Below are 26,136 nucleotides of genomic sequence, written 5' to 3' on the forward strand. Positions count from 1 at the left end.
CCCGGGTGACAGCGTTCAAGTGGCTGATTGCCGATGCGACACGCGGCCATGATGCGCCGCCAGCTGGGCCAGCAGGGCCGATGACACACGGGCTCTCGGGCCCTCGGCCCGGCTCGTCAATGCGATCGGCACACGGGCACCCAGCACGATGCCCGAACCAGCTGCCCCCGCAAGGTACTCCAGCTGCTTGGCCAGCATGTTGCCGCTTTCCAGGTCGGGCACGAGCAAGATGTCGGCCTGCCCGGCGACTTTTGATTCGATTTGCTTGATCAGGGCAGCTTCGGCCGAAATGGCGTTGTCAAAAGCCAGCGGTCCATCCAGCAAGCCCCCGCGAATCTGCCCGCGGTCGGCCATCTTGCAAAGCGCTGCTGCGTCCAGCGTCGAGGGCATGTCGGCGTTGACGTTTTCCACCGCCGCCAGCAAGGCCACACGAGGCAACTCCACACCCAGCAGCTGGGCGAAATCGATCGCGTTCTGCACGATGTCTGCTTTCTCCATCAGCGTCGGGCGGATGTTGAGTGCCGCATCGGTGATCAGAAGGGGCTTGCTGTAGAGCGGCACGTCAAAACGGTACACGTGAGACATGCGCCGTTCTGTCCGCAGTTCGTTGCGGGCCAGCACGGCATGAATCAGTTCGTCGGTGTGCAGGCTGCCTTTCATCAGCGTCGCGGCTTCGCCAGCAGCGGCCATGGCCGCCGCAAGCTCGGCCGCGGCATGGCTGTGCGGCGCGTGCACGATCTTCATCCCATTGAGGTCCAGCTGGTATTTTTCTGCGATCGCCCGGATGCGTGATTCGGGACCGATCAGCACGGGCACGAGCAGTCCATGTCCCGCGGCGTCCACCGCACCCCTGAGCGACCCCTCGTCGCACGGGTGCACCACGGCACAGCTCACCGCCGGGAGTGTGCGGACCATGGCAAGCAGGTCGTTGAACCGTGCCTCGGGATCAAAGACCTGTATCTGCGGCAAGCTGCCGCGAGGCATGCGGACCTTGATGGGTGGGGCGAGCACCCTGGCGATGCCGCTGACCACTTTCTCGCCATTCTGGTTGGTGGCTTCACAGGCCAGCTCGACAACCTTCTTGTGGTCGTCCTTGGAAGTGACGGTTGCGCACACGGTCAGCGTATCGCCGATGCGCACGGGTCGGGAGAAGTGCAGAGCCTGGTCAAGATAGATCGTGCCCGTGCCCGGAAATTGTGTGCCCAGCAACGCAGAAATCAGTGCACCGCTCCACATGCCGTGGGCGATCACGCCCTGGAACAGGGTCTCGCTGGCGTATTCGGCGTTCAGGTGCGCCGGGTTGGTGTCGCCGGAAACCGCTGCGAAGGCCTGGATGTCCTGATGCGTGAGGGTCCGCAGCAGGCGGGCACTCTGACCAATCTGCAGTTCGTCAAAGGTGTGGTTCTCGACAAAGTCGTTACCGATGTTCATGGCGGGTTGTCTTTGGTTGGTTTAGGGCCTGTTAACACCATTTTTTCAAGATGCGTTGCAGCGGTCATGCGGGGTGCTGGTGCTTCCCGGACTTGTGAGTGGCCGGGCCGGTGGCCGGCATTGAGTTGCGCAGCGCGTGCAGGCGCGCGAGCAGTGCCTCGTCGGTCACGCTCACCGTGGCAACCTGACCCGCGTAAACCAGCCCTTCATTGCCATCCAGGGTGATCACATCGCCCTCGGCAAATTCGCGCTGGTCGATAAAGACACGGCGGTTGGCCTCGTCAATATGCAAAGCGCTGCAAGCGACGAGGCAGACCTTGTTCATCTGCCTGGCCACCACCGCAGCGTGCGAGGTTCGTGCCCCTCGCTGGGTCAGCAGGCCAGCGGCGGCGTCCAGCGCGGCAATGTCGCTCGTCTGGGCGTCATGCCGGACCAGAATCACCGACGCACCGGCAGCGGAACGTTCCTGGGCACGCTCGGTATCCAGCGCAATTTCACCGCTGACCACGCCATTGCAGGCAGACATGGCTTGTGCTAGAGGGGTCACAGGTGCGCCCCCTGGTTTGTCTGCGTCGCGCGCCACCAGTCGCAGCGTGGACAGGTCAGCGTCCGTCAGCGAGTGGGTTCGTGCCATGGCCTGCTTGGCATCGATCAGGCCTTCGTCAAGCAGGTCCAGCGCAATGCAGGCAGCCGCCAGGGGCGTGCGCTTGCCGGAGCGCGTCTGCAGCATGAAGAGCGCACCGTCCTGCACGGTGAATTCGAAGTCCTGCATGTCTTCGAAGGCTTGTTCCAGGCGTTGTGCGGTGGCCTGCAGTTCGCTCCATGCGTCTGGCGCAGTCTGGGCCAGGACTTCGTGGCCGTGCGCGTTGCGCTGACCTGCGACCACGTCTTCGCCCTGGGCGTTGGCAAGAAAATCAACCCAGATGGCCTTCGCTCCACTGGTCGGGTTGCGCGTGAAGCCCACGCCTGCACCCGAATGACAACCTGTGTTGCCGAACACCATCCTCTGTATGGTCACTGCCGTGCCCATGGCGGCGTCGATGCCGTGCAGCTCGCGGTAGGTCCTGGCTTTGGGCAACTGCCACGATGCAAACACGGCTTTCACTGCCCCGCTGATCTGAGCGCGCACGTCTTGCGGAAAAGGCTCGCGAGCGTGCTCCAGGTAGATGGAGAGGAACCGCTGGCTCAAATCGCGCAGTTCGCTGAAGTCCAGCAGCCTTTCGTCCCGCCCCTGTGTGATGCGCCCGATCTCTTCCTCAAAGAGAGCGCCTGGAAGCTGGGCAACCACTTCGCCGTAGGTGGCAATCAGGCGGCGGTAGGCGTCCCAGACCAGGCGTGGATTGCCGGTCTGGCGCAAGAGGCCGGGCAGTGTGGCATCGCACAGTCCCACGTTGAGCAATGTCTCCATCATGCCCGGCATGGACACCGGGGCACCCGAGCGCACGGAGACGATCAATGGCTGCCGCGGATCGCCAAACACCATGCCGGTTGCCGATTCCAGGGTGGGCAAGCCGACGCTGAACAGCGGCAGCATGCAGTCCTCAGGGGCACGGGTGAAGTGGGTACCGATCACCAGTGCATGAGGCACCGGCAAACCGATGGTGGACATGCGCAGCAGATTGTGCGCCTTGGAGCCCATGTTCTCGCGGGTGGGTTTGTGGTGCGGTGGTGCTTCGCCGCTGCCAACCAGGTAGAAGTGTTTGGGCCAGTGGTGCGCGGCATTCATGCAGACATTCCTGACTTGTTGAAAACCAGTTTGCGAAGCGCATAGCCGGCGGTGAGCAGGCTGTCTGTGGCGCTTTCGATGGTGGCAGCCAGTTCGGTTGCAAGTGAGAGCGACGTAGGGCTTGAATGCAGGGTCTGCACGATGTGCACGCGCGCGCTGCGCAGCAAGTCGTCGCAGATGCGCTCGGCGCGCAGCATGCGCCAGAGTGCCTGCAGGAAGGCCTCGCTGTCGGCGGGGTCGTTGTGCTCGCTCATGTGACGGCCTATCTCGATGGCCTTGATCTGATCCTGTATGGCGGCCAATGTGGTGTCGGCCAGTTCGCACAACACCGCATTCACAGCTGGTGGCAGGCCGGCCAGAGGTTGCGTCAGCGTGATGCTGTGAATGAAGGCGGCTTCTTCCAGGGCATCGGCGATGTCGTCCATCTCGTCGAGCAACTGCACCATGGGTAGCCAGCGGGGTTGGCGTTCTGCCCGGCGCCGCGCTTCCATGAGAACGTGGTCCGCCTTGCGCTCCCAGTCTTTGGCACGCAGTACACCGTCTTCTGTGGTTTTTGCGAATTCAAGGGCTTCACTCAATGCAAGTGCAAGCGCATGGCAGAAGGCGGCATGTTCGGCCAGCAGGTCGTATTCAAAGGTGCGACGCTGAAGCACCCGAGCCAGCAGAAGTCTGGCTTCGTCAGCGATCAGCGCGACAGGTTGCTGCTCACGCAGTTTGATGCTGGCCACACGCAACAGGTCCTGCAGAAAAGACTGGGTGGCGGCTTCGCCCAGGATGTGATCGAGCCGGTCGCCGATGCGAAATGCCTCTCCATCCACCGCTTGCATCGCTTCATAGATGAGCTGCTCGCCTCCGGCGAGCAGCCAGGCCATGTGACCCAGGTCCTGTTCAGCGGCATAACGAAGCACCGCGATGGCCACCGGCTTGCGCACGAAAGCCTGCAGTCGCTTGCGGGCGCGGTTCCAGTCGATCACGAAGACGATGCGCGAGGACGCGGCCTCCAGCACTTCCATCAGCGCCTCGTCGTCAGCGGCCTCGAAGACCGCATTGCCCACCTGATACGGCTTCCCCTGGTTCAGTCCATCCGTCGTGCGGGGCGCGAACACGGTCCATTCGAACCCGATGCTCTCCAGCATCTGGCGAAAGAATTCGAAGCGGGCTGCGTGCAGATCCGAGTAGGTGAGGTGGACCGTGCGCTTCTCCACTTCCATCACCAACACGTGTGCGTCATTGGTTCCGATGTCGTTCTGGATCAGAAGCCGCTCGCCATTTCGGGTGACGGCGGTGTCCAGACCCGGGTGGTTGAACTTCAAAGAGGCGGTGCGTGCGAGGCCGCGCATGAACGCACGGATCAGTGGGCGGTCACCATCTTCCACCTGCCAGACGTGGGCCCCATCCACATCTTCTGTGGCAACGGCGACTGCCATGGCATTGAGCCGCTTGTGCAGGTCCATCACCAGCAGATGGAAGCTGTCGCTTCCGTGTCGATTGCCGTGTGTCAGGTCGTTCAGCGCCTGTTGGCTCAAGCCTTCCTCGTCGTTGAGCTCTTCGATTTTCTTGAGCCAGTGGTCGCGTCTCGCCGACAGGGCCGGGTCACTTGTTTCTGCGATGTCGCAAAGCGGCCTGGCCATGATGCTCAGGTCGCTGGCAAGTGCCTCCAGCCACAGAGACAACTGGGGAACGATCAGGGTCTGGTCTTGCAGATAGGCGGTCGTCGCGACATCCTTGAGCCAGGTCGCGTCGCGCAGGCCCAGGTGGGCGACTTCGCGCGTCCAGTCCACCGCGGTGGATGCGGGGTTGGCCGCACGCTGCGCAGACGACTGAAGAACGGACAGATAGAGCTTGAGACGGTCATTGGCCTGCAGGGCGGCCTTGATCCAGGCGGGCAGCAACAATGTGGACTGCCCGAGTGAGGCCACTGCACTTTCTTTTTCCACACGATTCCCGACATGAATTGGTACCCTTCGGATCATTCAGAAGACATGTGGCAACGTGGTGACAAACTTGTATCAGTCGGCCTTCATCGATTCCATGGAAGGCGCCTGTTGCTGTGGGTTCGCGATCCCGCACCGCGCGGAGATTGCCTATGGGACGCGGCACGTGACAAGAAAAGCGATTGCAGTGCCGATCTTCCTGCCCGATTCACCTGCGATCAGGTGGATGGGGACAGCCACGAGCACCCCGACGCCAGACCTGTCGGACAGCACGTGCCCAGCTGATCCTGATTGACACACGGGGCTCGATCATCGGCTGGCTGAGCGTCGCACCGCAAACACCTTTTCGGCAGGGCCGCAGGTGGAACAGTTCACCCATTCGGGGCAACCTCGAGAGATTGGTCAAAAGGGGAGGAAAAAAAGAGCGGCCGAAGCCGCTCTGACATCTCTCGCAACTCAAACCCAATGGGTCAGGTACCGATCACTCCGCCATCGTCCTTTGTAATGACAATGGTTGCAGAGCGGCCATAGGGTCCCATGTTGGGCCAGGTACCCGTCATCTTGCCGGCAGCAAAGTCGTCGGCCGACGTGGTGGCACCGGGGTGCTGCACGTTGACGAACATGGTTCTTCCGTCTGGCGTGGTGATCACGCCGGTGATCTCCTGCCCGACCGGGCCCACCAGAAAGCGCTTGAGCTCGTTGGTGCGCGGGTCCGCACACAGCATCTGGTTGTTGCCGAACTGGGCGTAGTCGCCCTTGTTCATGGCGTTCTCGCTGGTGTCGGTCTGGATCCACAGGCGGCCTTCCTTGTCGAACCAGAGACCATCGGGGCTGTTGAATATCTGGTCCTTGTTCAGGGGCTTGCCGGCGAACTGTGAGTCGTTTTCTGGACCTGCCAACAGGAAGATGTCCCAGTTGAACCGGGTGGACGCAGGATCATTCCCGCCTTCGGTCCAGCGGATGATGTGGCCCCAGCGGCTCTTCTCACGCGGGTTGGCTTTGTTGGTTTCGGTGCGCCCGCTGTTGTTGGTCAGGGTGAAGTACACCTGGCCATTCCTGGGGTCGATCGTGCCCCACTCCGGGCGGTCCATCCTGGTTGCACCCACGGTGTCGGCTGCCAGGCGGGTGTTGATCAGCACATCGGCCTGGCTGCTGAATCGGAACGGAGTCAGCGGGCCCTGACCAAACACCAGCGGCAACCACGCGCCCGATCCGTCATCGTTGAACCTGGCCACGTACAGCGTGCCTTCGTCCAGCAGTGCGCCGTTGGCCACGCCACGGGACTTCTGGTAGACCCCCTTGGAGACGAATTTGTAGATGTATTCGTTGGTGGCGTCATCGCCAGAGTAGCAGACCACCGGTTTACCCTCGATTCCTGGCTGGAACACCACGCCCTCATGCGCAAAGCGGCCAAGCGCCGTGCGCTTGACGGGCGTGCTCCCAGGGTTGAAGGGGTCGACTTCCACCATCCAGCCGAACCCATTGGCTTCATTGCGGTAGTCCTGCGTAGGGCTGGCACCTTTTGCCGTCACATCAAAGCGGGAAAACTCATCTGTGCCGGTGTCGGCAAGTTCCCAGCCGTAGCGTGAGGCGGCTGGTTTGCTGTCGTTGCTGCGCACACCATAGCGCGACTGTTCGCGGGTGCGTCCATTGGCGCTCACTTTGTTGATGAAGTAGCCGGCCCAGTTCTCCTCGGCCATCATGTAGGTGTTCCACGGCGTGACACCGTGAGCGCAGTTGTTGAGCGTGCCACGGGTGCGGGTGCCGTCGGGGCTGTGCAGGGTCTTGACGAAATCGGTACCACGCACCGGACCACTGAACTCCATCGGTGTAGCGCCAGTGATTCGGCGGTTGAACTTGCCTGGCACAACGCTCCACTGGCCGTTACCGCCCTTGCGAATGTGTACCACCGACACGCCGTGACCGTTGATTTCCTTGCGGCACTCGTCGGCCGGTCGCTTGCCATTCACCAGCGCAGGCACCCCGTTGCGATCCAGCTTCTGGCCCACGGCGCTGGCATGCATGTAGCGCGGCTCCACGTATTCGTGGTTCAGCACCAGCAAGCCTTCCGTCGAACTGCCGCTGTACGGGTCCTTGCCTTCGATAGGGAAGAAATGCATGCCGTCGTGATGGCTGCCCACCTGGTTGGCCTGGTCGGCGCCGGTGTTCTTCATCGGGTCGAACGCCGGCATGTTGCCGGAGATGGGTGTTCCCCAGGGGATGAAACTTTGCACCTTGTAGCCCTTGGGCACCACCACGGTGTCTGCGCTGCTGACCGATACGGCCTCGAAACCGATGAGTTTGCCGCCTGAACCGCCCGTAGTGGCCGCACAACCGGTCAGACCTACGCCGCCGAACAAGGCGGTGATCGAGGCACCCAGGCCTCCCCTGAGGGCGCTTCGCCGACTCAGGTTGGCCTTGAGAACATCTTCAAAATGGCGGTTGCTGCTGGGGTTGGACATCGGCTCGTCGCCGTCGCCGTTGTCAATGATCAGATTGCCTGGAAGTTGGGACATGGGGTGAGGTCTTGTTAACTTGAGGTTGAAAGCGACATGAATGTAGGCGTTGCGTTTGACAAACGCGTGAAAGTCACCGAGAAACGTTGCACGTGCCCCCGTTTGTGTCAGTGCCTGGTTGATTGGCAACCTGTCCTGGCAGAACCGGTAAGGCCCAGCATGCCCACCCACCGCGCAGGTGTGGGTGATCAGGCGAGCCCAGAGTCTGCGCTGACGGCTTTTTCAGGCGTTTGTGTTTTTCACTGCTTCAAGGAACCCTACATGCCAACGTTCGAGACGCTCCAGATCGACAAAGACCAGCAAAACCCTCGGGTGGCCCGTCTGCTCCTGAACAGACCCGAGCGGCTCAATGCCATCAGCGACGAAATGCCGCGCGAGATCAGGGAGGCGGTCCAGTGGGCGAACGCTGACGATGAAGTGCACGTCATCATGGTGGAAGGGGCAGGCAAGGGATTCTGCGGTGGCTACGACCTCACCGGATACGCCGAGCAACGGATGGAGCACCCTTGCCAGCAGGAGAAAACTCCCTGGGATCCCATGGTGGACTACGCCTGCATGAAGCAGAACACCGAGGATTTCATGGCCCTGTGGAAGAGCGCAAAGCCCACCATCGCCAAAGTGCACGGCGCTGCGGCCGCCGGGGGAAGCGATATCGCCATGTGCTGCGACCTGCTGGTCATGGCAGACAACGCACGCATCGGTTACATGCCCACCCGGGTCTGGGGCTGCCCGACCACCGCGATGTGGACGTACCGCCTGGGCCCCATGCGAGCGAAACAGATGATGTTCACTGGCGACCTCATTGATGGCAAGACGGCGGCGGAGTGGGGGCTCGCAACCCTGTCGGTGCCGGCAGAAGAACTGGATGCTGCCGCCATGAAGCTAGCGGCAAGGATCGCAGGTGTTCCGCGCGCCCAGCTGGCCATGCACAAGATGGTGGTGAATCAGGTCATGCTGAACATGGGGCTGGAGCAGACCCAGATGATGGCCACTGTGTTTGACGGAATCACCCGTCACAACCCTGAAGGCCTGTGGTTCCGCCGGCAGGCACAGGCGCATGGCTTCAAGTCCGCCATCGAATGGCGCGACAGCGGACGGCCGATTCCGGAAGGTGACGAGGCGAGAGCATTGATTCGAGAGATGGAAGATCGTCGCTTGTGAAAGGGATGCGCGTTTGCGCGTGTCACCAGCCTTGTGACTGGTGCGGCGGCTTGGGCAGGAGGGCTGCCTGACTTGCAGCCATGGCTCATGTCTGAGCCGGAGATGCGTGGCGTGAACACGCTGACCATTCAGCCGCACAGTGAAGTTGAAGTAAAAGCTGACGGTGTTTCGCCCTGAGGCGTGGCCATGCAAGGTTCAGGCCAAACGCTTCAGCTGCGGCTACCCACACTCAGCGCCTGGGCCCCACCCTCCACCAGGCCACACCCACCGCAGCCGCGAATCCGGTGTAGGCGGCTACGAACACCCACCAGGGCGCCTCCCAGTAAAGGAGCCTGGCAAGCCAGTGCTCGATGAAGCTTTCGCGGTAGCTGTCCTGGCCGGCGATGCGCCGCAGGTTCTGCTCCCATATGGTGAGCGGGCACAACTGCCCCAGCCAGGCCTGTGCGGCAATGAAGACCATCAGGGCCAGATGGCTCAGGCGCAACCCGAAATGACGCACCCAGCGCCAACCGAACACGCCCCCCATCAGCACCAGCGGCAGCAGGCCGACCACGAACAGCACGATGCCCATGTGCAACGCCAGCAGGGCGTCGGCCAGCATCTGTGCTTGAGTGGGGGTCAGGGAGGGCATCCCCGATGGTAGGCTCCCAACAGTGCAAGCGGGCGTGGTTTACGCCGCTTCGGTCGCGTGCTGCTGGCCGTCGATGCGGGCGCGGGCCGCGGCCTGCAGCAGCAGTTGTTGTGCTTCAGCCTCGCTTTGGGCGAGCAGGGGCTGAGCGCGCAGCGCGAGATCGGCGAAGGCATGCAGGGCGTGTGCGTGTGCTTCTTCGGTCAGAGCGGTCTGGGCCAAGCTGCGGGTCCCGTCCGACCCGGCGGGGCGACCAAGGGCACGCAGCGCCAGCACCGCAAACGTCTGCGGCACACCATAGACAGCCAGGCGCGCATCCGGGAGCAGTGCGCGCAGACTGTGGCCGTAGCGGCCTTCCTCTGCCTCTACCCGTTCAATGTTCTGGCGGTCGAATTTGCGCACGCCAGGATGCTTGCCGGTGCTGACCACCAGCAGCGACTGCGTGGTGACCACCCAGATCGAGCGGCCGGCGCCCACGGCGCGACCCGTGGCGTACGCACAAACGGCTTCATTCCGGTTGAGGTGGTTGCGAATGAGGTCCACGTCGGCGTGTCGGAGCAGCTTGTGGGCGCTGGGGTCGTGACCTTCGAACAGGATTTCCAGTTGATCGTTGTAGTCGCGGAAGAAGTTGAACATCGGGGCTTTGACATTGCAGGGCAAGATGGCCAGTGTCCCTACTTTCGCCAATCCTCGCGCTTCTTGCCGGCCTGGGGTTTCAAGGGGAATTCAGGAAATGGCCAGGCCACCGGCAGGCAAAAAAATGCCGCCGGCACTGTGGCGCCGGCGGCAGAGAACAACAGCTTGGAGGCTCAGTTCACCTTGAAGTAGTCTGACACCACTTGCCAGCGCGCTTCCTTCAATTGCGACAGACGGGTGGCATTGCTGCCCAGACGTTTCTGCGGGCCGAAGGTCATTTCAGAACTGCCGAAGATGTCCGGTGGGATCACCATGGTGTCCATGGCCTTGATGAAGCTGTCGGTGGTCAGGTTGGGACCGGCCTTGCTGGCGGCGCGCAGGAAGGAGTCGACCAGCGAATAGCCATACACCGAGAACACGGTCGGATCTTCGTTGAACTTGGTCTTGTACTTGTTGGCCCAGAACCGGATCGGCTGCGAGGCTGCGTCCAGATAGGGGTTCTGCACCGTCATGGTGGCATAGAAGCCGTCCATGGCCGGGCCACCCAGCTTGTGGATCAGATCGGTGTAGGCCGCACTCGACCCCAGGAAGGTGGGGTTGAAGCCCAGGCGCTTGGCTGTGGCAATGCCGCCAATGGTCTCCCGGATGATGGTGCCCATCACCACGAAGTCGCACTGGGAAGAAGCCAGTTTTTGCATCTGCGAGGCGAAATCGGTGGCGCCGCGCTTGAAGGTGGTGACTTCGGCAAACTGCATGCCCATCGACTTCAGGCCTTCTTCGGCACCGCGGAACACCTCCAGTCCGAACTCGTCGTCCTGGTACATGGTGCAGACCTTCTTGGCGCCTTTTTCCTTCACCAGCAGCGGCACGGCGGCTTTCATCTGGTCGTAGTAGGTGGCGGCAAACGAGTACTTCAGCCGGTGGAAGGGCTCGTACATCTCCCGTGCGGCGGTCACCGGGAAGAAGTTGATCACGTTCTTCTGGAACTGCACCGGCATGGCGGCCATGTTCTGTGCGGTGCCGATGTGGCCCACCATGGCGAAGATCTTGTCCTGGTTGACCAGCTTCTGTGCGGCCAGCACCGCGCGGCGCGGCTCGTACCCGGAGTCTTCCACGTTGAGCTTGATCTTGCGGCCATGGATGCCGCCTTGCTCGTTGGCTTCATCCACGCGCAGCATCATGCCGAAGCGCACCTGCTTGCCGAAGCCCGCCAGCGGGCCTGAGAGGTCCTGGATCGAGCCGAGCACGATCTCGTCCTTGGTGACGCCCTGGGTCTGGGCAAAAGCCGATACGCTGGCCAGCAACAGGCTGGCAGCGATCAGTGTTGGTTTGGTCTTCATGCACTTGTCTCCTTGGTTGTGAACGGATGGTTGGCGGTGGCGGGGTGTTTAAGCAGGGGGTGTTCAAGAAGGAGGCTCAGCCGTACATGGCCTCGATCTGTGGGGAATACTTCTTTTCAACCAGCTTGCGTTTGAGCTTCATGGTGGGCGTGAGTTCTTCGTCTTCGGCAGACAGCTGGGTATCGAGCAGAAAGAACTTCTTGATCTGTTCCACGCGGGCGAATTTCTTGTTCACTCGGTCGATCTCTTCCTGGATGAGATGCTGCACCTCGGGCGAACGGGTCAGGCTGGCGTAGTTGGAAAACGGCACATCGTTGTCCTGCGCAAATTTCTCCACGTTCTCCTGGTCGATCATGATGATCACGGTGAGGTAGGCGCGCTTGTCGCCGATCACCACCGCGTCGGTCACGTAGGGCGAGAACTTCAGTTCGTTCTCGAGCTCGCTGGGCGTGATGTTCTTGCCGCCTGCGGTGATGATGATGTCTTTCATGCGGTCGGTGATACGGAAAAACCCTTCCTCATCGACCAAGCCCACGTCACCGGTGTGCAGCCATCCGTCGGCGTCGATGGTCTCGGCCGTCTTCTCAGGCAGGTTCAGGTAGCCCATGAACACGTTGGGGCCACGCACCAGAATCTCGCCGGTGGTCGGGTCCAGCTTCACTTCGTTGTAGCTGGCGGCAGGGCCGATGCTGCCGGGCTTGATTCGCTCGGCCGGGATGCCGGTGGACGCACCACAGGTCTCGGTCATGCCCCACACTTCCAGCATGGGCACGCCCAGCGCCATGTACCAGCGCACCAGATCCGGTGAGATGGGCGCTGCGCCGGTCACCAGAAAGCGCGCCTTGTGAATGCCGATGAGCTTGCGCACGTTGTTGAGCACCAGCATGCGCGCCATATGGAACTGCAGCTTGAGCGTACCCGGCACGGGCTGATTGGCCAGCACCAGGTCGGCCACCCGCTGGCCCACGCCAATGGACCAGCCATACGCCAGTTGCTGCAGCTTGCCGGATTCCTTGAGCGCGATCATCACGCCGGAGTAAAACTTCTCCCACACGCGCGGCACGGCGGTGAACACCGTGGGCGCAATCTCGCGCACGTTCTCGGGCACGGTCTCCGGGTTCTCCACGAAGTTGAGCTTGGCGCCGGTGTAGAGCGAGAAGTACTCGCCCCCCATGCGCTCGGCGATGTGGCACAGCGGCAGAAAACACATGCACTCATCGTTTTCGTCGCGCGAGATCAGTGTGTTGTAGCCGCGCACGGTGTAGATCAGCCCCTTGTGGCTGTGCATCGCGCCCTTGGGCTTGCCGGTGGTCCCAGATGTGTAAACGAGGATGGCCAGATCGTCTGGCTGGCACGCGGCCACCCGCTGCTCCAGCATCTGGGGGTGTTGGCGGGCGTGTTCCCTGCCCAGCTCGCGCAAGGCGTCCAGGCTGATCACCTGCGGGTCGTCGAGCTCACGCAAGCCTTCCATGTCGAACACCACGATCTTGCGCAGCTTGGGCAGGTGGTCGCGCACCACCAGCGCCTTGTCGAGCTGCTCGTCGTCTTCCACGAACAGCACGGTGGTGCTGGAGTCTTCGCACAGGTACTGCACCTGCTCGGAAGCGTCGGTGGGGTAGATGCCGTTGGACACACCGCCCGCGCTCAGCACCGCCAAGTCGCTCAGTACCCACTCGATGTTGGTGTTGGAGAGGATGGACGCCGTTTCCTTCGGCCCAAAGCCCAGCGCCATGAGACCGTGCGAGATCTCGCGCACGGCTTCAGCGGTCTGGTTCCATGTCCAGCTGCGCCAGATGCCGAAGTCCTTCTGGCGCATCCACACGTTCGGCTCACGCGCCTTCGCAGCGTTCCAGAACAGCGCCGGAATCGTTTCGCCCTCCATCACGATATTGGGCTGAGGCTGGATGTGGGAGAGATCCCAGAGAGTACTCATTTCAGTGATCCATGACGTTGACAAGCGCCCACACATTGGCGGAGCGCGATGCCTTCCAATCCAGGGCTCCCGAGGATCCGGCTCCGCCGGTCCAAGGGTGCGTCCCCCTCCCAGCGCCGAAGGCGCGAAATGGAGAGGGGGAAGACGCGAAGCGGCGCAGGGGGGGGCACCGATCTTCCGGAGCGCGTGCCTGAAGTCCAGGGCTCCCGTGGAACCGGCTTTGCCGGGCCACAGGGTGCGTCCCCCTCCCGCCGAAGGCGAGAGAGGGGGAAGACGCGAAGCGGCGCAGGGGGTGCCTCATCTTCATCTCCAGTTTTTCTTTTTCTTCCAGCGTCGATCGGCGCGCACACCCTCTTCCTTCATGCCGAGGTAGAACTCCTTGATGTCGTCCTTTTCGCGCAGCCGGGCACAGGTGTCTTCCATCACGATGCGGCCGTTCTCCAGCACGTAGCCGTAGTCGGATGCATTGAGCGCCATGTTGGCGTTCTGCTCCACCAGCAAGATGGTGGTACCGCGTTCGCGGTTGATGCGGACCACGATCTCGAAAATTTCCTTGGTCAGCTTCGGGCTCAGGCCCAGGCTGGGTTCATCGAGCAGGATCAGGTCCGGGTTGGCCATGAGCGCGCGGCTGATGGCCAGCATCTGCTGCTGGCCGCCAGAGAGCAGGCCGGCGTCTTGCACCGCGCGCTCGCGCAGGATGGGGAAATAGGTGAACACCGCTTCCATGTCGCGCGCCACGCCGTCGCGATCCTTGCGGGTGTAGGCGCCCATGAGCAGGTTGTCCCGCACGCTCAGCAACGGGAACACCTCGCGGCCCTCTGGCACATGGCTCAGACCCTGCTGCACGATGAAGGCCGGGTCCTGGGCCGTGATGGGTTCGCCTTTGAACTCGATGCTGCCTTTGCGCGGGTCGATGATGCCGCTGATGGTTTTCAGAATGGTCGTCTTGCCCGCGCCGTTGGAGCCCAGCACGGTGGCGATCTCGCCGCGCCGCACCTGCAGGCTCACGCCACGGATCGCCTTGATGGGGCCGTAGGCGCTCTCCACATTGAGCAGCTTGAGTACAGGGGCGTCGGAGGTTGCAACACTCATGCCGATACCCCCGGTGTCTTGTGATTTTCCCGCCGCAGGCCTGACACGTCGTCCACCGAACCCAGGTAAGCCTCGATCACGCCGGGATGGGCCTGCACTTCAGCTGGCGTGCCGGTGGCCAGTTCCTCGCCCATGCTCATGGCCAACACCCGATCCGACACCTTGGACACCAGCGACATGTCGTGTTCCACCATCAACACCGTGATGCCGAGTTCGTTCTTGATGTCGGTGATCCAGAACGCCATGTCGTCGGTCTCTTCCACGTTCAGCCCGGAAGAAGGTTCGTCCAGCAGCAGCAACTTGGGCTCGGTGCACAGTGCCCGCGCCAGCTCCACCACCTTGCGCACGCCATAAGGCAGGCCGGCCACCATCGATTCGCGGTGGTGCTGCAGGTCCAGCAGCTCGATCACGTGCTCCACCCTTTCACGCGCCTCGATCTCGGCTGCACGCGTCTTGCCGGTGAAGAACAGTTCGCTCCAGAGCCCGGTCTTGCGGTGTGTGTGGCGCCCGATCAGCAGATTCTGCAAAACGGTGGCGTGTTCAAAAAGTTCGATGTTCTGAAACGTGCGTGCAATGCCCAGCGATGCGATTTTGTGTGGCGGCTGCTCGGTGAGCTTGAGCATGCCGTCAGGGCCGGCGAAATCGATGTGGCCCGTGGTGGGTGTGTAGATGCGGCTGATCAGGTTGAACACCGTGGTCTTGCCCGCGCCATTGGGCCCGATCAGGGTGAACACCTCACCGCGCTTCACGTCAAAGCTCACGTTGTTCACCGCGAGCACGCCGCCAAAGCGCACGCTGAGGTTGCGGGCAGACAGAAGGATGTCGTCGGTCATGAATGGTTTCAGGTTGATGACACGTTACGAGCGTAGGGACGCGGACCAGAGACACCGAGGAACCGGCTTTGCCGGGCCTCTGGTGTCGCCCCCTTGAGGGGGGATGCGGCTACACGCAGTGGGCAAGCGACGGGGGTGGGTCATTTCAATCTGTCGGATTTCTGGAACGATTTCTGCCGCTTGAACATGCCCTTGCGGTAGAACGGGAACAGCTGGAAGTAGGTGCGGATCTTCAGCCAGCGACCATAAAGGCCCATGGGTTCAAACAGCACGATGGCCACCAGCACCACGCCGTAGACCACGCCCTTGAGGCCGGTGGCATCGGCAATCACCGCAGGCAGAAAATCCTTGCCGATGGAGATCAGCTGTGGCATCACGATGATGAAGATGGCGCCCAGGAACGCGCCGTGAATGGAGCCCAGGCCGCCGATCACGATCATCAGAAGCAGATCCACCGACTGCAGCAGGCTGAACTGGTCAGGGGAGAGAAACTGGATCTGGTGCGCATACAGGGCGCCGCCAATGCCCGCCAGCGCGGCCGAGAGTGCAAAACTCATGGTCTTGTAGCGCGCCAGATGAATGCCCATGCTCTGCGCCGAAATCTCCGAGTCGCGAATGGCCACAAATGCCCGCCCGGTGGACGATCGCAGCAGGTTCACGATACCCAGCGTGCACAGCACCGTGACCAGCAGGCAAAGGAAATAGAACTCGGTGGGTGTATCCAGCGTCCAGCCGAACAGGGCCGGTTGGTTGACCATCATGCCGGCGTTACCGCCGGTCACGCTTTCCCAGCGAGCCATGCCTTCTTCCACGATGAAGCCGAACGCCAGCGTGGCCATGCCCAGGTAGATGCCCTTGACCCGCAGAGCAGGCAGGCCAACCACCATGCCCACCGCCGCCGACAGCAGGCCCGCGCAGGCCAGCGCCAGCGGAAACGGAAAACCCGCATTGACCATGATGGCCTGCGTGTAGGCGCCCACGCCCAGAAACGCCGCATGGCCCAGCGAGAACAAACCTGTGAAGCCGGCCAGCAACATCAGGCCCAGGCCCACGATCGCGTAGATCAGCACAAAGGTGAACTGTGCCAGCCAGTACTCCTGCACCAGCCAGGGCGCCGCCACCATGAACAGGCAAAGCAGCCCGTACCAGAACACATGGCCGCCATGCTTGGCCAGCCGGATGTCCTGGTTGTAGTCGGTCTTAAATAAAAAACGCATGTCAGCGACTCCCCCCCGAAGCGCCTGCGGCGCAACCCCCCAAGGGGGGCGCTGCCTGCGGCCCGGCAAAGCCGGTTCCGCGGCCGCCCTGGAAGTGGCCTCGGCTCAAGTGCTTATTCGGCTTCGTCATACTTTTTTCCTTAGCTTCTCGCCGAACAGGCCATTGGGCTTGAGCACCAGCATGATCAGCACCACGATGTAGGGTGCGATGTCCTTGAAGCCTTCGGGCAGGTAGAACCCGGCCAGGGCTTCCACGATGCCGATGATCAGGCCGCCCACGATGGCGCCGGGCAGGCTGCCGAAGCCGCCCACCACCGCCGCCGGAAAGGCTTTGAGGCCGATGAAGCCCATGTTGGCGTGCACGAAGGTGATGGGTGCGAGCAGCAGCCCTGCCACAGCCGCCACGGCCGCGGCCAGGCCCCAGACGAGCCCGTTGATGCGCTTGACCGGAATGCCCATGTAGTAGGCCGCGAGCTGGTTCTGCGAAGCCGCCTGCATGGCGATGCCCAGCTTGGAATAGCGGAACATGGCGAAAAGGCCAGCGCAGAGCACGATGGTGACGCCGATCACCACCACCTGTTCGGCCGACACCACCAAGGTCCCCAGGCGCATCACTTCGCCAGCGTAGGGAACGGGCAGGGTGTGGGTGTCGGTGCCGATGTCGGGGATCATGGTGATCAGACCGCGCAATACGTAGCCGACACCGATCGTCAACATCACAATGGTGAAAGCTGGCTGCCCCAGAATGGGGCGGATCACCACGCGCTCAAGCACCACGCCAAAGAGGCCCATGGCAATGATGGCCGATGGCACCGCCAGCCAGAACGGAAAGCCCAGCATGGTCATGGTGACCAGGCCAGCGAAGGCGCCCACCATCATCAGGTCGCCCTGGGCAAAACTGACCGTCTCCGTGGCTTTGTAGATCAGAACGAAGCCCAGGGCAATGAGTCCGTAAATACAGCCCTGGGCCACGCCGCTGATGAGCAGTTGCAGCAGTTGCACGCGGTTTCTCCTGTGTGGTCTGGCGCCTTGGTCCTCCCGGCGGCTGCTGCAGGCTTTGTGGCAGGTCACCCAGACGATGTGCGGTGTTTATAGCTGTCTTGCACAAGACTGACGCTAGGGTTCTCCCCAAAAGAGTCGCTTACGTGCCACCATCAGGCTGCGGTGATTGAGCGATCCCGTGGCGGTCGGCGCAGGCGGCAGTTATTTTCACAAAGCATTCGCTTGGCAAAAATGGACAGAGGTTTTATGCTGCCTTTTCCAATTTCATCCATTCGTCATGAAATCCATTCGCATCGGCGCAGGTCTCGGTTTTTACGGTGACAACTGGGAGCCCGTGGTGGCCAGCATTGAACGCGGCAACGTGCAGTTCATTGCCAGCGACCACCTTGCTGAACTCACGCTCGCCATCCTGCAGAAAGACCGGCAGCGCGACCCCACGCTGGGTTATGCGCGCGATGTGGTGCCCATGCTGCTGCGTCTGTGGCCGCTCATGCAGCCACGCGGTGTGCGCTTCGTCTGCAACGCGGGCGGACTCAATCCGCACGGCGCCGCCCAAGCGGTGCTGGCCGCGTTTGCAGCGAAGGGGCTTCAGGCCCGCGTGGCAGTGGTCGCGGGCGACGATGTGCTGCCCCGCCTGCTCGACACCGACACGCCGTCTGACCAGTTTGCTCATCTGTTCAATGGTTTGCCGGTGGCCGTTGTGCGCGAGCGACTGGTGTTCGCCAACGCGTACCTGGGCGCTGCGCCCATCGTGCGGGCGCTGGATGCGGGTGCCGACATTGTCATCACCGGCCGGGTGGCCGATGCGGCGTTGTTCCTGGGGCCGCTGGTGCACGCCCTGGGGTGGACGCTGGAGGGTGCCCACACGGAAACCGACTTGAACCGTCTGGCTCAAGGGCTCACGGTGGGCCACCTGCTGGAGTGTTCCGGCCAGGGCAGCGGTGGCAATTTCGGCAGCCAGGGCGCGTGGCAGTCCATTCCCGACCTGGCACACATTGGCTACCCCGTCGCCGAAGTCTGGGAAGACAGCCGCGCGCTCATCACCAAGGCGCCCGGCACAGGAGGGCGTATCAATTTCGACACCGTGCGCCAGCAACTGCTCTACGAAGTGCACAACCCACACGCCTATCTGTCGCCCGATGTGGTGCTCGACATGGATCACATCCAGATCGAAGACAAAGGGCAGGACCGCGTGCAACTGACGGGAGCCCGTGGTACGGCACCGCCCGATACGCTCAAAGTCGTGGCTGGCTACCGTGACGGCCACAGGGCCGAGGTGACCTGGGGCTTTTCATGGCCGGATGCCTGGGACAAGGCGCAAGCCGCGCAAGCCACCATCCGCACGCTGCTCGAAGAGAAGCGCATGCCTTTCGACGAGCTGTACGTGGAATACCCCGGCCTGAGTTCCGCACACGGGGCGCTCGCGCCGCTGCCGGAAGCGACTGCGCTCAACAACCTGAACGAGATCTGGACGCGCATGGTGCTGCGCACGCCCAGCAAAGCGGCTGCAGATGGTTTTGGCCGCCTGTTCCCCTGGATCGGCCTGAGCGGCCCTGCCTACACCTGCGGCTTCACCGGCCTGCACAACACCAGCGAGTTGCTGGGCATCTGGCCTTCGCTGGTGTCACGGCAGGCGGTGGAAGCGCGCGTGGAGGTGCAGCTGCTGGGCAGTACCGCGCCGGTCACTGCCCCTTTGCACACCCAACTGGCAGGCAACAACAACGCGCCAGCAGACGCCGTTTTCGCTCTCCCCGGACCACTGGCCCCGGTTGGCACTGAGACAGCCTGTCAAAAGCCCGAGGCCGGAACACACACCGGTTCTGTTCGTGTCCCCTTGGCGCGCATCGCGCACGCACGCAGCGGCGACAAGGCCGACTGGGTCGACTTTGGCCTCTTCGCCTGGAACGCGACGGGTTACGCCATCCTTGAACGCGAGGTCACAGCCGAACGCGTGCAAGCACACTTCGCGCCCTGGCTGCAGGGTGAAGTGGATGCCTGGGCCTTGCCAAACATCCTGGCGCTCAAGTTCGTGCTGCGGGGTGCATTGCAGGGTGGGGGGGCACGCAATCTTCGCCTGGACAACCTGGGAAAGTCCATGGCGGGGGCGTTGTTGCGGCTCGAGATTGAGGTCATGACGGAAGAGTTGGAGCAGGCCCTGAATGCGCCACGTGTGGGGTGGTGGGGTGCAGCCCCCCCTGCCCATGAAACCGAAGGAATGAGATGAACGCCAACCCCGTGACCACAGAAAAACAGGACGACGGTATCTGGATCGTCACCCTCGACCGGCCCGACGTGCGCAACGCGGTTGATACACCCACAGCTCGAGCCCTGCACGCGGCCTTCCTCGCCTTCGAAGACGATGACGCCGCCAAGGTGGCGGTGTTTCACGGCGCGCACGGCCATTTCTGCGCCGGCTGGGACCTGCAGTTCGGCGCTGCACTGGCCGAACGCGGTGAAACCGGCGGTCTTGAAGCTCTGGACTTCGCCCCCGGTGACACGCGCGCACTGGGACCGATGGGGCCGTCGCGATTGCACCTGAGCAAACCGGTGGTCGCCGCCGTCAGCGGGGCCGCCGTGGCCGGCGGCATGGAGCTCGCCTTGTGGTGCGACCTGCGGGTCATGGAGGAGGACGCCTATTTCGGTGTCTATTGCCGCCGTTTCGGTGTGCCACTGATCGACGGTGGAACGGTCCGGCTTCCACGCCTGATCGGCATGGGGCATGCCATGGATCTGATTCTCACCGGCCGCAAGGTGGAGGCTGACGAAGCCCGGCAGATGGGCCTGGCCAACCGCGTGGTGCCCAAGGGCCATGCGCGCGAAGCCGCCATCGCGTTGGCTCAGCAGCTTGCGGCCTTCCCCCAGGCCACCATGCGGGCCGACCGCGAAAGTGCCCACCAACAATGGGATCTGCCCATGGGTGACGCGCTGCTTCAGGAGTGGGAACGGGGTCGCCAACGTATACCGGATGCGCTGGCGGGTGCGCGCCGATTCGCCGGCGGAACCGGGCGCCACGGCCAGTTCTGACGCACAGGCCGCAGGTTCATCTGCCGATCGGTCCCCCGGCGGATGCCCCCATTGGCCCCGGTACAGCCGAATGGCTTCGTATCATGGACCGAATGAATGATCAATCGATGAACGCGCCCAGGGCCAGTCAGCTGGATGTGCTCGTGTTGCAGCACACCCTGGAAGATTCCCCTGGCTATCTGGGCCAATGGCTGGATGCACAGGGTGTGTCGTGGCGGGTGCTGTGTGCAGAAGCTGGCGAGGCCTATCCCGATTCAGTGAGCGGGTACCGTGCGCTGGCTGTGCTCGGTGGCGAATGGGGCGCCAACGACGACCGCCCCACGTTGCGCCAGGCCGAAGCCCTGATTCTCGAAGCCGATGCGCTGGGTATTCCCGTCGTCGGGCATTGCCTGGGCGGCCAGCTCATGGCCCGTGCATTCGGCGGGCGGGTGGAACGCCTCCCCCAGCCCGAAGTGGGTTGGTTGCCCATACGAAGGCGGGAAAGTGATGCGGCGCTCACCTGGCTGGGCGACGCGAGTGAAACCGTGGTCTATCAATGGCACTACGACAGTTTTGTGGAGCTGCCCGAACATGCTGAACTGTTGGCCACATCACCCATATGCGCCCACCAGGCCTTCGCCATCGGCCCCCACCTCGCCATGCAGTTTCACATCGAAATCACCCCCCGGAAAATCGCCACCTGGCTCGCCGAGCCTGGCGACGTGTACCCCGCAGCCATCACCCTGCACCCGGACAGCGTGCAGTCCCCCGCCGACATGAACGCAGCCACCGCGAAGTACCAAGCGGGCAGCCAGGCCTTGGCCGACCACATCTACACGCAGTGGCGTTCGCGCTGGCGGTGAGCGGGCTGCCGGGCTCGCGAGCAGCCTGGCCGGGTTTCGACCGACTGAGCGCACGGAAGTGACGAAACCGGAGTGAGGTGCCTGATCCACAGACACCGAGGAACCGGTACTGCCGGGCCTCTGGTGTCGCCCCCTTTGAGGGGGTCGCGCGAAGCGCGGCGGGGGCGGGCCCCAAGTACAGCGGCGGGGGTGTGCCTTTACTTCAAGAACACTTTGAGCATCGTGTCCGCATCGGTCTCCACCGAGGCCACGCGCCCCTGCTCATTGAAGATCACCGTGAAGGGTGAATAGCTCCACAGCCAGTAGCGCCAGCGCGGCGCATCCAGGTTGGGGTTTTCGCTGCTCACGGGGTAACCCACCGCCATCGCCACCTGCTCGCGGGTCATGCCCGGCGTCACGCGGGCGGTCTCGATCGCCTGGCGCACCTTGGGGCCGGCTTTGGCCACCACCGTGCGGGGGTCGGTGGCGACGATGTACCGCTGGGCAAAAGCCTCCTTGCTCAGGTCGCGGCTGTAGTCGTTGCCCAGCCATTGCCGTTTGCCCTCCATTTCCACCTCAACGCGGTTGCGCCCGAAGCCCTTGAAGGTCAGGGGCGTACCGTAGGGAACGATGCGCTTGCCGCTTTCTTCATAGTTGATGTCGCTGATCCAGCTGCCATCGGTGCGCATGTTGCAGCACAGGAAGCCCTGCTCGGGCACCTGTGCGTGGGTGAAGCTGCCAGGCAAGGCCATGCACAGACCCAGCACGGTGGGGAAGGCAGTTCGAAAGTTCATTGCAGTTATCCCTTGAAGGCAATCGGAAGGGCCACCCCATCGAGTGGCGTGCGAAGCCGCTGGCCTGTCGCACGCCCAGCGCCAACGCCGGCATGCCAACAAAGTGGCTGATCGGGGCGCGGTGCTGGTAGCCGCCCGGTCAAGCTGCCAGATCTGGAATCTTCAGCCCGTCCTTGGGGATCGGCCGAGGTCGGCCCTCGTTGTCGATCGCCACATAGGTCAGGCTGGCCTCGGTCACCTTGACGTACTGGCCCTGCGCCGAAAAACGCTCGGCGAAGACTTCGACCTGTACCGTGATGGATGTGTTGCCGACGCGCGAGACGTGCGAGAAGAAACTCAGGATGTCTCCCACGCGCACCGGCTGCTTGAAGATGAACTGGTTGACCGCCACCGTGGCCATGCGGCCGCGCACATAGCGAGCCGGCAGCACCGAGCCGGCCAGGTCGACCTGGGCCATGACCCAGCCGCCAAAGATGTCGCCATTGCCGTTGGTGTCGGCTGGCATGGGGATGACTTTCAACACCAGTTCACGGTCCTGGGGCAGGGCACTTTCGGGGCGGGGGCTTGATTCGGTGGACATGGTCACAATCTGGAAACAACAGCACACATTCTCGTTCATGCGCCCCACTGCCGTCTCCCAGCCGCTCCCCGTCGATCCCGCGTCATCCGCAACACCCCCCTCCGGGCGCTCCGACTGGGCCACTCTGTCGCGGCTGCTGCCCTACCTTTGGCGCTACAAGTGGCGCGTGGTGCTTGCGCTGGGCTTCATGGTGGCGGCCAAGATGGCCAATGTGAGCGTGCCGCTGTTGCTCAAGGAGCTGGTGGATGCGATGAGCATCCGGCCCGGCAGCGTGGAGTCGATGCTGGTGGTGCCGGTGGGTCTGCTGCTGGCGTATGGCGGGCTGCGCCTGTCCACCAGCGTGTTCACCGAACTGCGCGAACTGGTGTTCGCCAAAGCCACCGAAGGCGCCACGCGCAGCATCGCGCTGGAGGTGTTCGGCCACCTTCACGCCCTGAGCCTGCGTTTCCACCTGGAGCGGCAGACCGGCGGCATGACCCGCGACATCGAGCGCGGCACCCGGGGAGTGCAGTCGCTGATCTCGTATTCGCTCTACAGCATCGTTCCCACCCTGATCGAGGTGACCATGGTGCTGGCGCTGCTGGGCACCAAGTTCGACATGGGCTACGTGTGGATCACGCTGGTGGCGCTGGTGTTGTACGTGACCTTCACCGTGGTGGTGACAGAGTGGCGCACCAAGTTCCGACGCCAGATGAACGAGCTGGAATCGGTCAGCCAGACCCGCGCCATCGACTCGCTGCTGAACTACGAGACGGTCAAGTACTTCAACAACGAAGCTTTCGAGGCCAGCCGGTACGACGAAGCCCTGGAAAAGCTGCGCCGCGCCCGCATCAAGAGCCAGACCACGCTGTCCCTGCTCAACGCGGGTCAGCAACTGGTGATCGCCATCGCGCTGGTGCTCATGCTCTGGCGCGCCACCCAGGGCGTGGCAAACGGCGAGATGACGCTGGGCGACCTGGTCATGGTCAACGCCTTCATGATCCAGCTCTACATTCCACTAGGGTTCCTGGGCGTGCTCTACCGCGAGATCAAGCAGAGCCTGACCGACCTGGACAAGATGTTCGTGTTGCTGGAAAAGGAGCGCGAGATCGCCGATGCGCCCGATGCCCGGCCGCTGGCACTGGATGGCCCGCCGGCGGTGAGGTTCGAGAACGTGCGCTTTGCCTACGAGCCGGCGCGCGAGATCCTGCACGGGGTGAGCTTCGAGATTCCACCCGGTAAGACCGTGGCAGTGGTCGGGCCGTCCGGCTCGGGCAAGTCCACCCTGGCGCGGCTGCTGTACCGTTTTTACGATGTGTCGAACCATGAGCCCCCACGCTCCCTCGCTGCGCGAGGTCCGCTGCCCCCCGAGGGGGCTGAAGTCAGCTTGGGGCGGCCCGGCGCTGAATTCGGTCGCATTCTCATCAACGGTCAGGACATCCGCGAAGTCACGCAGTCGAGCGTTCGGCAGGCCATCGGCATCGTTCCGCAGGACACCGTGCTGTTCAACGACACCATTGAATACAACATCCTCTACGGCCGACCCGACGCAGGGCATGAAGCGGCGGTGGCGGCAGCCAGCGCGGCGCACATTCACAGCTTCATCGAAAAGCTGCCGCTGGGCTACCGCACCATGGTGGGCGAGCGCGGTCTGAAGCTCTCGGGTGGTGAAAAGCAGCGCGTGGCCATTGCGCGCACCCTGTTGAAGAATCCGCCCATCGTGATCTTCGACGAAGCCACTTCGGCGCTGGACTCGGCCAACGAGCGGGCCATTCAGGCGGAGCTGAAGTCGGCGGCTCGCAACAAGACCACGCTGGTGATTGCGCACCGTTTGTCTACGGTGGTGGATGCGCATGAGATCCTGGTGCTGGTGAATGGCGAAATCGTGGAACGGGGGACGCATGCACAGCTGGTGTCCTCGGGTGGCGTGTATGCGGGGATGTGGGCGTTGCAGCAGTCCGGGGCGGATTGAATATCCCCCCCGCGCCGCCTTCGGCGTCACCCCTCAGGGGGCAACAGCAGCGACCCGGCAAAGCCGGCTCCGCGCTGTTCTGGATTCACCCCCCCCTCAGGCGCGCAGGCATCGGCCCCTGGGGAGTGACGCCGAGGGCAGCGCGGCGCGGGAGTGTCACAATCCGCGTCCATGGAAACCAAATGGCTCGAGGATTTCGTCAGCCTCGCTGAAACCCGAAGCTTCAGCCGCTCGGCGTTGCTCAGGCACGTCACCCAGCCCGCATTCTCCCGGCGCATCCAGTCATTGGAGGCCTGGGCAGGCACCGATCTGGTTGATCGTTCGTCGTATCCCACCCGGCTCACGCCAGCCGGTCAGACGTTGTACGACCAGGCGCTGGAGATGCTCCAGGCCCTCCAGAGCACACGCGCGATGCTGCGCGCTCACACCGCGGCGGCGCAAGACGTGATCGAATTCGCGGTGCCGCACACGCTGGCATTCACCTTCTTCCCGTCCTGGCTGTCCGGCTTGCGCGAGATCAGCGGCCCCATCAAGAGCCGCCTGATTGCACTCAATGTGCACGATGCCGTGATGCGCCTGGTCGAGGGCAGTTGCGACTTGCTGATTGCGTACCATCACGCGGCCCAGCCGATCCAGCTCGACGCCGAGCGCTATGAAATGATGCCCCTGGGACGCGAGTTGCTGGCGCCCTATGTGCGGCCCGACGAACTTGGGGCCCCGCTGTATGCGCTCCCTGGCACGGCCAGCCAGCCGGTGCCCTACCTGGCCTATGCGCCCGGCGCCTATCTGGGGCGGGCGGTGGATCAGCTGGTGAAGCAGGGTGGCACGCCGGTTCACCTGGACCGCATTTACGAAACCGACATGGCCGAAGGACTCAAGGCCATGGCCCTGGAGGGGCATGGCATCGCCTTCCTGCCGGCCAGCGCGGTGCGCAAGGAGGTGCGCGCCAAGAAACTGGTGTCTGCGGGCGGGGGGCTGGAAGCCGAACTCGACATCCGCATTTACCGTGCACGACCGATGGACACCCAGAAGGGCAAACGAGCGGTACAGGTGTTCTGGAGTCGGCTGGCCGAGAGTCTGACCCGCAGCAAAGCCTGAAAAGGAGGGCAGGCGTCCCGGTGGTGTCGACCCGCAACACCACGCCGCCGGTGGCGCTTCATCGGGTGGATCTGGAGCGCTGCCTCAAGCTCGACATCTTCAAAGCCGACCGCTACGAGCGCGCGGTGGAGTTGGTGGAGAGCGCCAAGGTCCAGGCGTTTGCCATGGATGACGTGCTGCTCTACGGCATGGCCACCGGAAGGGCAGATCCGAAAGCGCTGAAGCTGGTGGGGTGGTTCTTCACCACCGAGCCGCTGGCCATCATGCTGCCCAAGGACGAGTCTGCTTTCACGAAGATCATCGACGATGAGATGCGACGCTTGGAGGGGGGCGGCGCCCTTGGGCCGGCGTAGCCGGACCCTCGGCGCCCCTTGACTGGGGGCACGCGCTCCGCAGGGTGAGTTGAATTGAGTTGAAGG

General features: G+C 63.1%; 21 protein-coding genes. 7 read left to right on the top strand and 14 right to left on the bottom strand.

The features are described 5' to 3' along the window. Positions 1–15: 15 nt before the first annotated feature. From Q7V46_RS05875 to Q7V46_RS05890, 4 genes are all read right to left on the bottom strand, one after another. The gene (locus Q7V46_RS05875; RefSeq protein WP_304912588.1) at positions 16–1,431 is read right to left on the bottom strand and encodes a bifunctional enoyl-CoA hydratase/phosphate acetyltransferase; all 1,416 of its coding nucleotides are present in this window, start codon (positions 1,429–1,431) and stop codon (positions 16–18) included. A gap of 64 nt (positions 1,432–1,495) precedes the next feature. Continuing rightward, positions 1,496–3,157, bottom strand: a complete 1,662-nt coding sequence (locus Q7V46_RS05880) for a PEP/pyruvate-binding domain-containing protein (protein WP_304912589.1) — start codon at positions 3,155–3,157, stop codon at positions 1,496–1,498. Then, positions 3,154–5,094, bottom strand: a complete 1,941-nt coding sequence (locus Q7V46_RS05885) for a phosphate transport regulator (protein ID WP_304912590.1) — start codon at positions 5,092–5,094, stop codon at positions 3,154–3,156. Before Q7V46_RS05885 ends, Q7V46_RS05880 begins: the two co-directional genes overlap by 4 nt. 467 nt (positions 5,095–5,561) lie before the next feature. Next, positions 5,562–7,607, bottom strand: a complete 2,046-nt coding sequence (locus tag Q7V46_RS05890) for a PhoX family phosphatase (protein ID WP_304912591.1) — start codon at positions 7,605–7,607, stop codon at positions 5,562–5,564. A 261-nt stretch (positions 7,608–7,868) separates the two neighbouring features. Between Q7V46_RS05890 and Q7V46_RS05895 the strand changes: the two genes are divergently transcribed. Next, complete coding sequence (locus Q7V46_RS05895; protein ID WP_304912592.1) at positions 7,869–8,768, top strand: crotonase/enoyl-CoA hydratase family protein; 900 nt, start codon at positions 7,869–7,871, stop codon at positions 8,766–8,768. Positions 8,769–8,997: 229 nt separating this feature from the next. On the opposite strand, the gene Q7V46_RS05900 is transcribed toward Q7V46_RS05895, so the two are convergent. The 8 genes from Q7V46_RS05900 to Q7V46_RS05935 all read right to left on the bottom strand — a co-directional run bounded on the left by Q7V46_RS05900 (position 8,998) and on the right by Q7V46_RS05935 (position 17,449). Further along, positions 8,998–9,399, bottom strand: coding sequence for a DUF2784 domain-containing protein (locus Q7V46_RS05900; RefSeq protein WP_304912593.1), 402 nt, complete (start codon positions 9,397–9,399; stop codon positions 8,998–9,000). Positions 9,400–9,438: 39 nt separating this feature from the next. Then, positions 9,439–10,032 (bottom strand): hypothetical protein, encoded by a 594-nt coding sequence (locus Q7V46_RS05905; protein ID WP_304912594.1) that lies wholly within the window; start codon positions 10,030–10,032, stop codon positions 9,439–9,441. A 173-nt stretch (positions 10,033–10,205) separates the two neighbouring features. Beyond that, positions 10,206–11,372, bottom strand: a complete 1,167-nt coding sequence (locus Q7V46_RS05910) for an ABC transporter substrate-binding protein (protein WP_304912595.1) — start codon at positions 11,370–11,372, stop codon at positions 10,206–10,208. 76 nt (positions 11,373–11,448) lie between these two features. Next, a complete protein-coding gene (locus tag Q7V46_RS05915) occupies positions 11,449–13,305 on the bottom strand; it encodes a long-chain fatty acid--CoA ligase (RefSeq protein ID WP_304912596.1) in 1,857 nt (618 codons plus the stop codon). A gap of 303 nt (positions 13,306–13,608) precedes the next feature. Further along, complete coding sequence (locus Q7V46_RS05920) at positions 13,609–14,397, bottom strand: ABC transporter ATP-binding protein (protein ID WP_304912597.1); 789 nt, start codon at positions 14,395–14,397, stop codon at positions 13,609–13,611. Further along, positions 14,394–15,230, bottom strand: coding sequence for an ABC transporter ATP-binding protein (locus tag Q7V46_RS05925; protein ID WP_304912598.1), 837 nt, complete (start codon positions 15,228–15,230; stop codon positions 14,394–14,396). The genes Q7V46_RS05920 and Q7V46_RS05925 overlap by 4 nt, the downstream gene beginning before the upstream one ends. Before the next feature lie 140 nt (positions 15,231–15,370). Further along, complete coding sequence (locus Q7V46_RS05930; protein ID WP_304912599.1) at positions 15,371–16,447, bottom strand: branched-chain amino acid ABC transporter permease; 1,077 nt, start codon at positions 16,445–16,447, stop codon at positions 15,371–15,373. 126 nt (positions 16,448–16,573) lie between these two features. After that, positions 16,574–17,449: a branched-chain amino acid ABC transporter permease gene (locus tag Q7V46_RS05935; protein ID WP_304912600.1), complete on the bottom strand. Its 876-nt coding sequence runs from the start codon at positions 17,447–17,449 to the stop codon at positions 16,574–16,576. Positions 17,450–17,726: 277 nt separating this feature from the next. Between Q7V46_RS05935 and Q7V46_RS05940 the strand changes: the two genes are divergently transcribed. The 3 genes from Q7V46_RS05940 (at position 17,727) to Q7V46_RS05950 (ending at position 21,315) form a co-directional block, all read left to right on the top strand. Then, positions 17,727–19,673, top strand: coding sequence for an acyclic terpene utilization AtuA family protein (locus tag Q7V46_RS05940; protein ID WP_304912601.1), 1,947 nt, complete (start codon positions 17,727–17,729; stop codon positions 19,671–19,673). Then, the gene (locus Q7V46_RS05945; protein WP_304912602.1) at positions 19,670–20,473 is read left to right on the top strand and encodes a crotonase/enoyl-CoA hydratase family protein; all 804 of its coding nucleotides are present in this window, start codon (positions 19,670–19,672) and stop codon (positions 20,471–20,473) included. Before Q7V46_RS05940 ends, Q7V46_RS05945 begins: the two co-directional genes overlap by 4 nt. A gap of 92 nt (positions 20,474–20,565) precedes the next feature. After that, complete coding sequence (locus Q7V46_RS05950) at positions 20,566–21,315, top strand: type 1 glutamine amidotransferase (protein ID WP_304912603.1); 750 nt, start codon at positions 20,566–20,568, stop codon at positions 21,313–21,315. A 197-nt stretch (positions 21,316–21,512) separates the two neighbouring features. On the opposite strand, the gene bamE is transcribed toward Q7V46_RS05950, so the two are convergent. Continuing rightward, complete coding sequence (bamE, locus tag Q7V46_RS05955; RefSeq protein WP_304912604.1) at positions 21,513–22,088, bottom strand: outer membrane protein assembly factor BamE; 576 nt, start codon at positions 22,086–22,088, stop codon at positions 21,513–21,515. A gap of 139 nt (positions 22,089–22,227) precedes the next feature. Beyond that, a complete protein-coding gene (locus tag Q7V46_RS05960; protein WP_304912605.1) occupies positions 22,228–22,668 on the bottom strand; it encodes an acyl-CoA thioesterase in 441 nt (146 codons plus the stop codon). Between the two features lie 37 nt (positions 22,669–22,705). On the opposite strand from Q7V46_RS05960, the gene Q7V46_RS05965 reads away from it, so the two are divergent. From Q7V46_RS05965 to Q7V46_RS05975, 3 genes are all read left to right on the top strand, one after another. Further along, complete coding sequence (locus Q7V46_RS05965) at positions 22,706–24,619, top strand: ABC transporter ATP-binding protein/permease (RefSeq protein WP_304912606.1); 1,914 nt, start codon at positions 22,706–22,708, stop codon at positions 24,617–24,619. A gap of 171 nt (positions 24,620–24,790) precedes the next feature. Continuing rightward, the gene (locus tag Q7V46_RS05970; protein ID WP_304912607.1) at positions 24,791–25,717 is read left to right on the top strand and encodes a LysR substrate-binding domain-containing protein; all 927 of its coding nucleotides are present in this window, start codon (positions 24,791–24,793) and stop codon (positions 25,715–25,717) included. 23 nt (positions 25,718–25,740) lie between these two features. Beyond that, a complete protein-coding gene (locus Q7V46_RS05975; RefSeq protein WP_370690287.1) occupies positions 25,741–26,070 on the top strand; it encodes a transporter substrate-binding domain-containing protein in 330 nt (109 codons plus the stop codon). Positions 26,071–26,136 lie beyond the last annotated feature (66 nt).

Origin of the sequence: Hydrogenophaga sp. (assembly GCF_030651625.1) — a bacterium.
Taxonomy (GTDB): Bacteria; Pseudomonadota; Gammaproteobacteria; order Burkholderiales; family Burkholderiaceae_C; genus Hydrogenophaga.

What these genes read in the sequence shown, in the direction of transcription:
- Q7V46_RS05970 (WP_304912607.1), top strand. Translation starts at nt 24,791, where the DNA reads ATGGAAACCAAATGGCTCGAGGATTTCGTCAGCCTCGCTGAAACCCGA.
- Q7V46_RS05925 (WP_304912598.1), bottom strand. Translation starts at nt 15,230, where the DNA reads ATGACCGACGACATCCTTCTGTCTGCCCGCAACCTCAGCGTGCGCTTT.
- Q7V46_RS05940 (WP_304912601.1), top strand. Translation starts at nt 17,727, where the DNA reads ATGAAATCCATTCGCATCGGCGCAGGTCTCGGTTTTTACGGTGACAAC.
- Q7V46_RS05910 (WP_304912595.1), bottom strand. Translation starts at nt 11,372, where the DNA reads ATGAAGACCAAACCAACACTGATCGCTGCCAGCCTGTTGCTGGCCAGC.
- Q7V46_RS05915 (WP_304912596.1), bottom strand. Translation starts at nt 13,305, where the DNA reads ATGAGTACTCTCTGGGATCTCTCCCACATCCAGCCTCAGCCCAATATC.
- Q7V46_RS05965 (WP_304912606.1), top strand. Translation starts at nt 22,706, where the DNA reads ATGCGCCCCACTGCCGTCTCCCAGCCGCTCCCCGTCGATCCCGCGTCA.
- Q7V46_RS05960 (WP_304912605.1), bottom strand. Translation starts at nt 22,668, where the DNA reads ATGTCCACCGAATCAAGCCCCCGCCCCGAAAGTGCCCTGCCCCAGGAC.
- Q7V46_RS05930 (WP_304912599.1), bottom strand. Translation starts at nt 16,447, where the DNA reads ATGCGTTTTTTATTTAAGACCGACTACAACCAGGACATCCGGCTGGCC.
- Q7V46_RS05945 (WP_304912602.1), top strand. Translation starts at nt 19,670, where the DNA reads ATGAACGCCAACCCCGTGACCACAGAAAAACAGGACGACGGTATCTGG.
- Q7V46_RS05880 (WP_304912589.1), bottom strand. Translation starts at nt 3,157, where the DNA reads ATGAATGCCGCGCACCACTGGCCCAAACACTTCTACCTGGTTGGCAGC.
- Q7V46_RS05895 (WP_304912592.1), top strand. Translation starts at nt 7,869, where the DNA reads ATGCCAACGTTCGAGACGCTCCAGATCGACAAAGACCAGCAAAACCCT.
- Q7V46_RS05875 (WP_304912588.1), bottom strand. Translation starts at nt 1,431, where the DNA reads ATGAACATCGGTAACGACTTTGTCGAGAACCACACCTTTGACGAACTG.
- Q7V46_RS05905 (WP_304912594.1), bottom strand. Translation starts at nt 10,032, where the DNA reads ATGTTCAACTTCTTCCGCGACTACAACGATCAACTGGAAATCCTGTTC.
- bamE (WP_304912604.1), bottom strand. Translation starts at nt 22,088, where the DNA reads ATGAACTTTCGAACTGCCTTCCCCACCGTGCTGGGTCTGTGCATGGCC.
- Q7V46_RS05920 (WP_304912597.1), bottom strand. Translation starts at nt 14,397, where the DNA reads ATGAGTGTTGCAACCTCCGACGCCCCTGTACTCAAGCTGCTCAATGTG.
- Q7V46_RS05900 (WP_304912593.1), bottom strand. Translation starts at nt 9,399, where the DNA reads ATGCCCTCCCTGACCCCCACTCAAGCACAGATGCTGGCCGACGCCCTG.
- Q7V46_RS05890 (WP_304912591.1), bottom strand. Translation starts at nt 7,607, where the DNA reads ATGTCCCAACTTCCAGGCAATCTGATCATTGACAACGGCGACGGCGAC.
- Q7V46_RS05950 (WP_304912603.1), top strand. Translation starts at nt 20,566, where the DNA reads ATGAATGATCAATCGATGAACGCGCCCAGGGCCAGTCAGCTGGATGTG.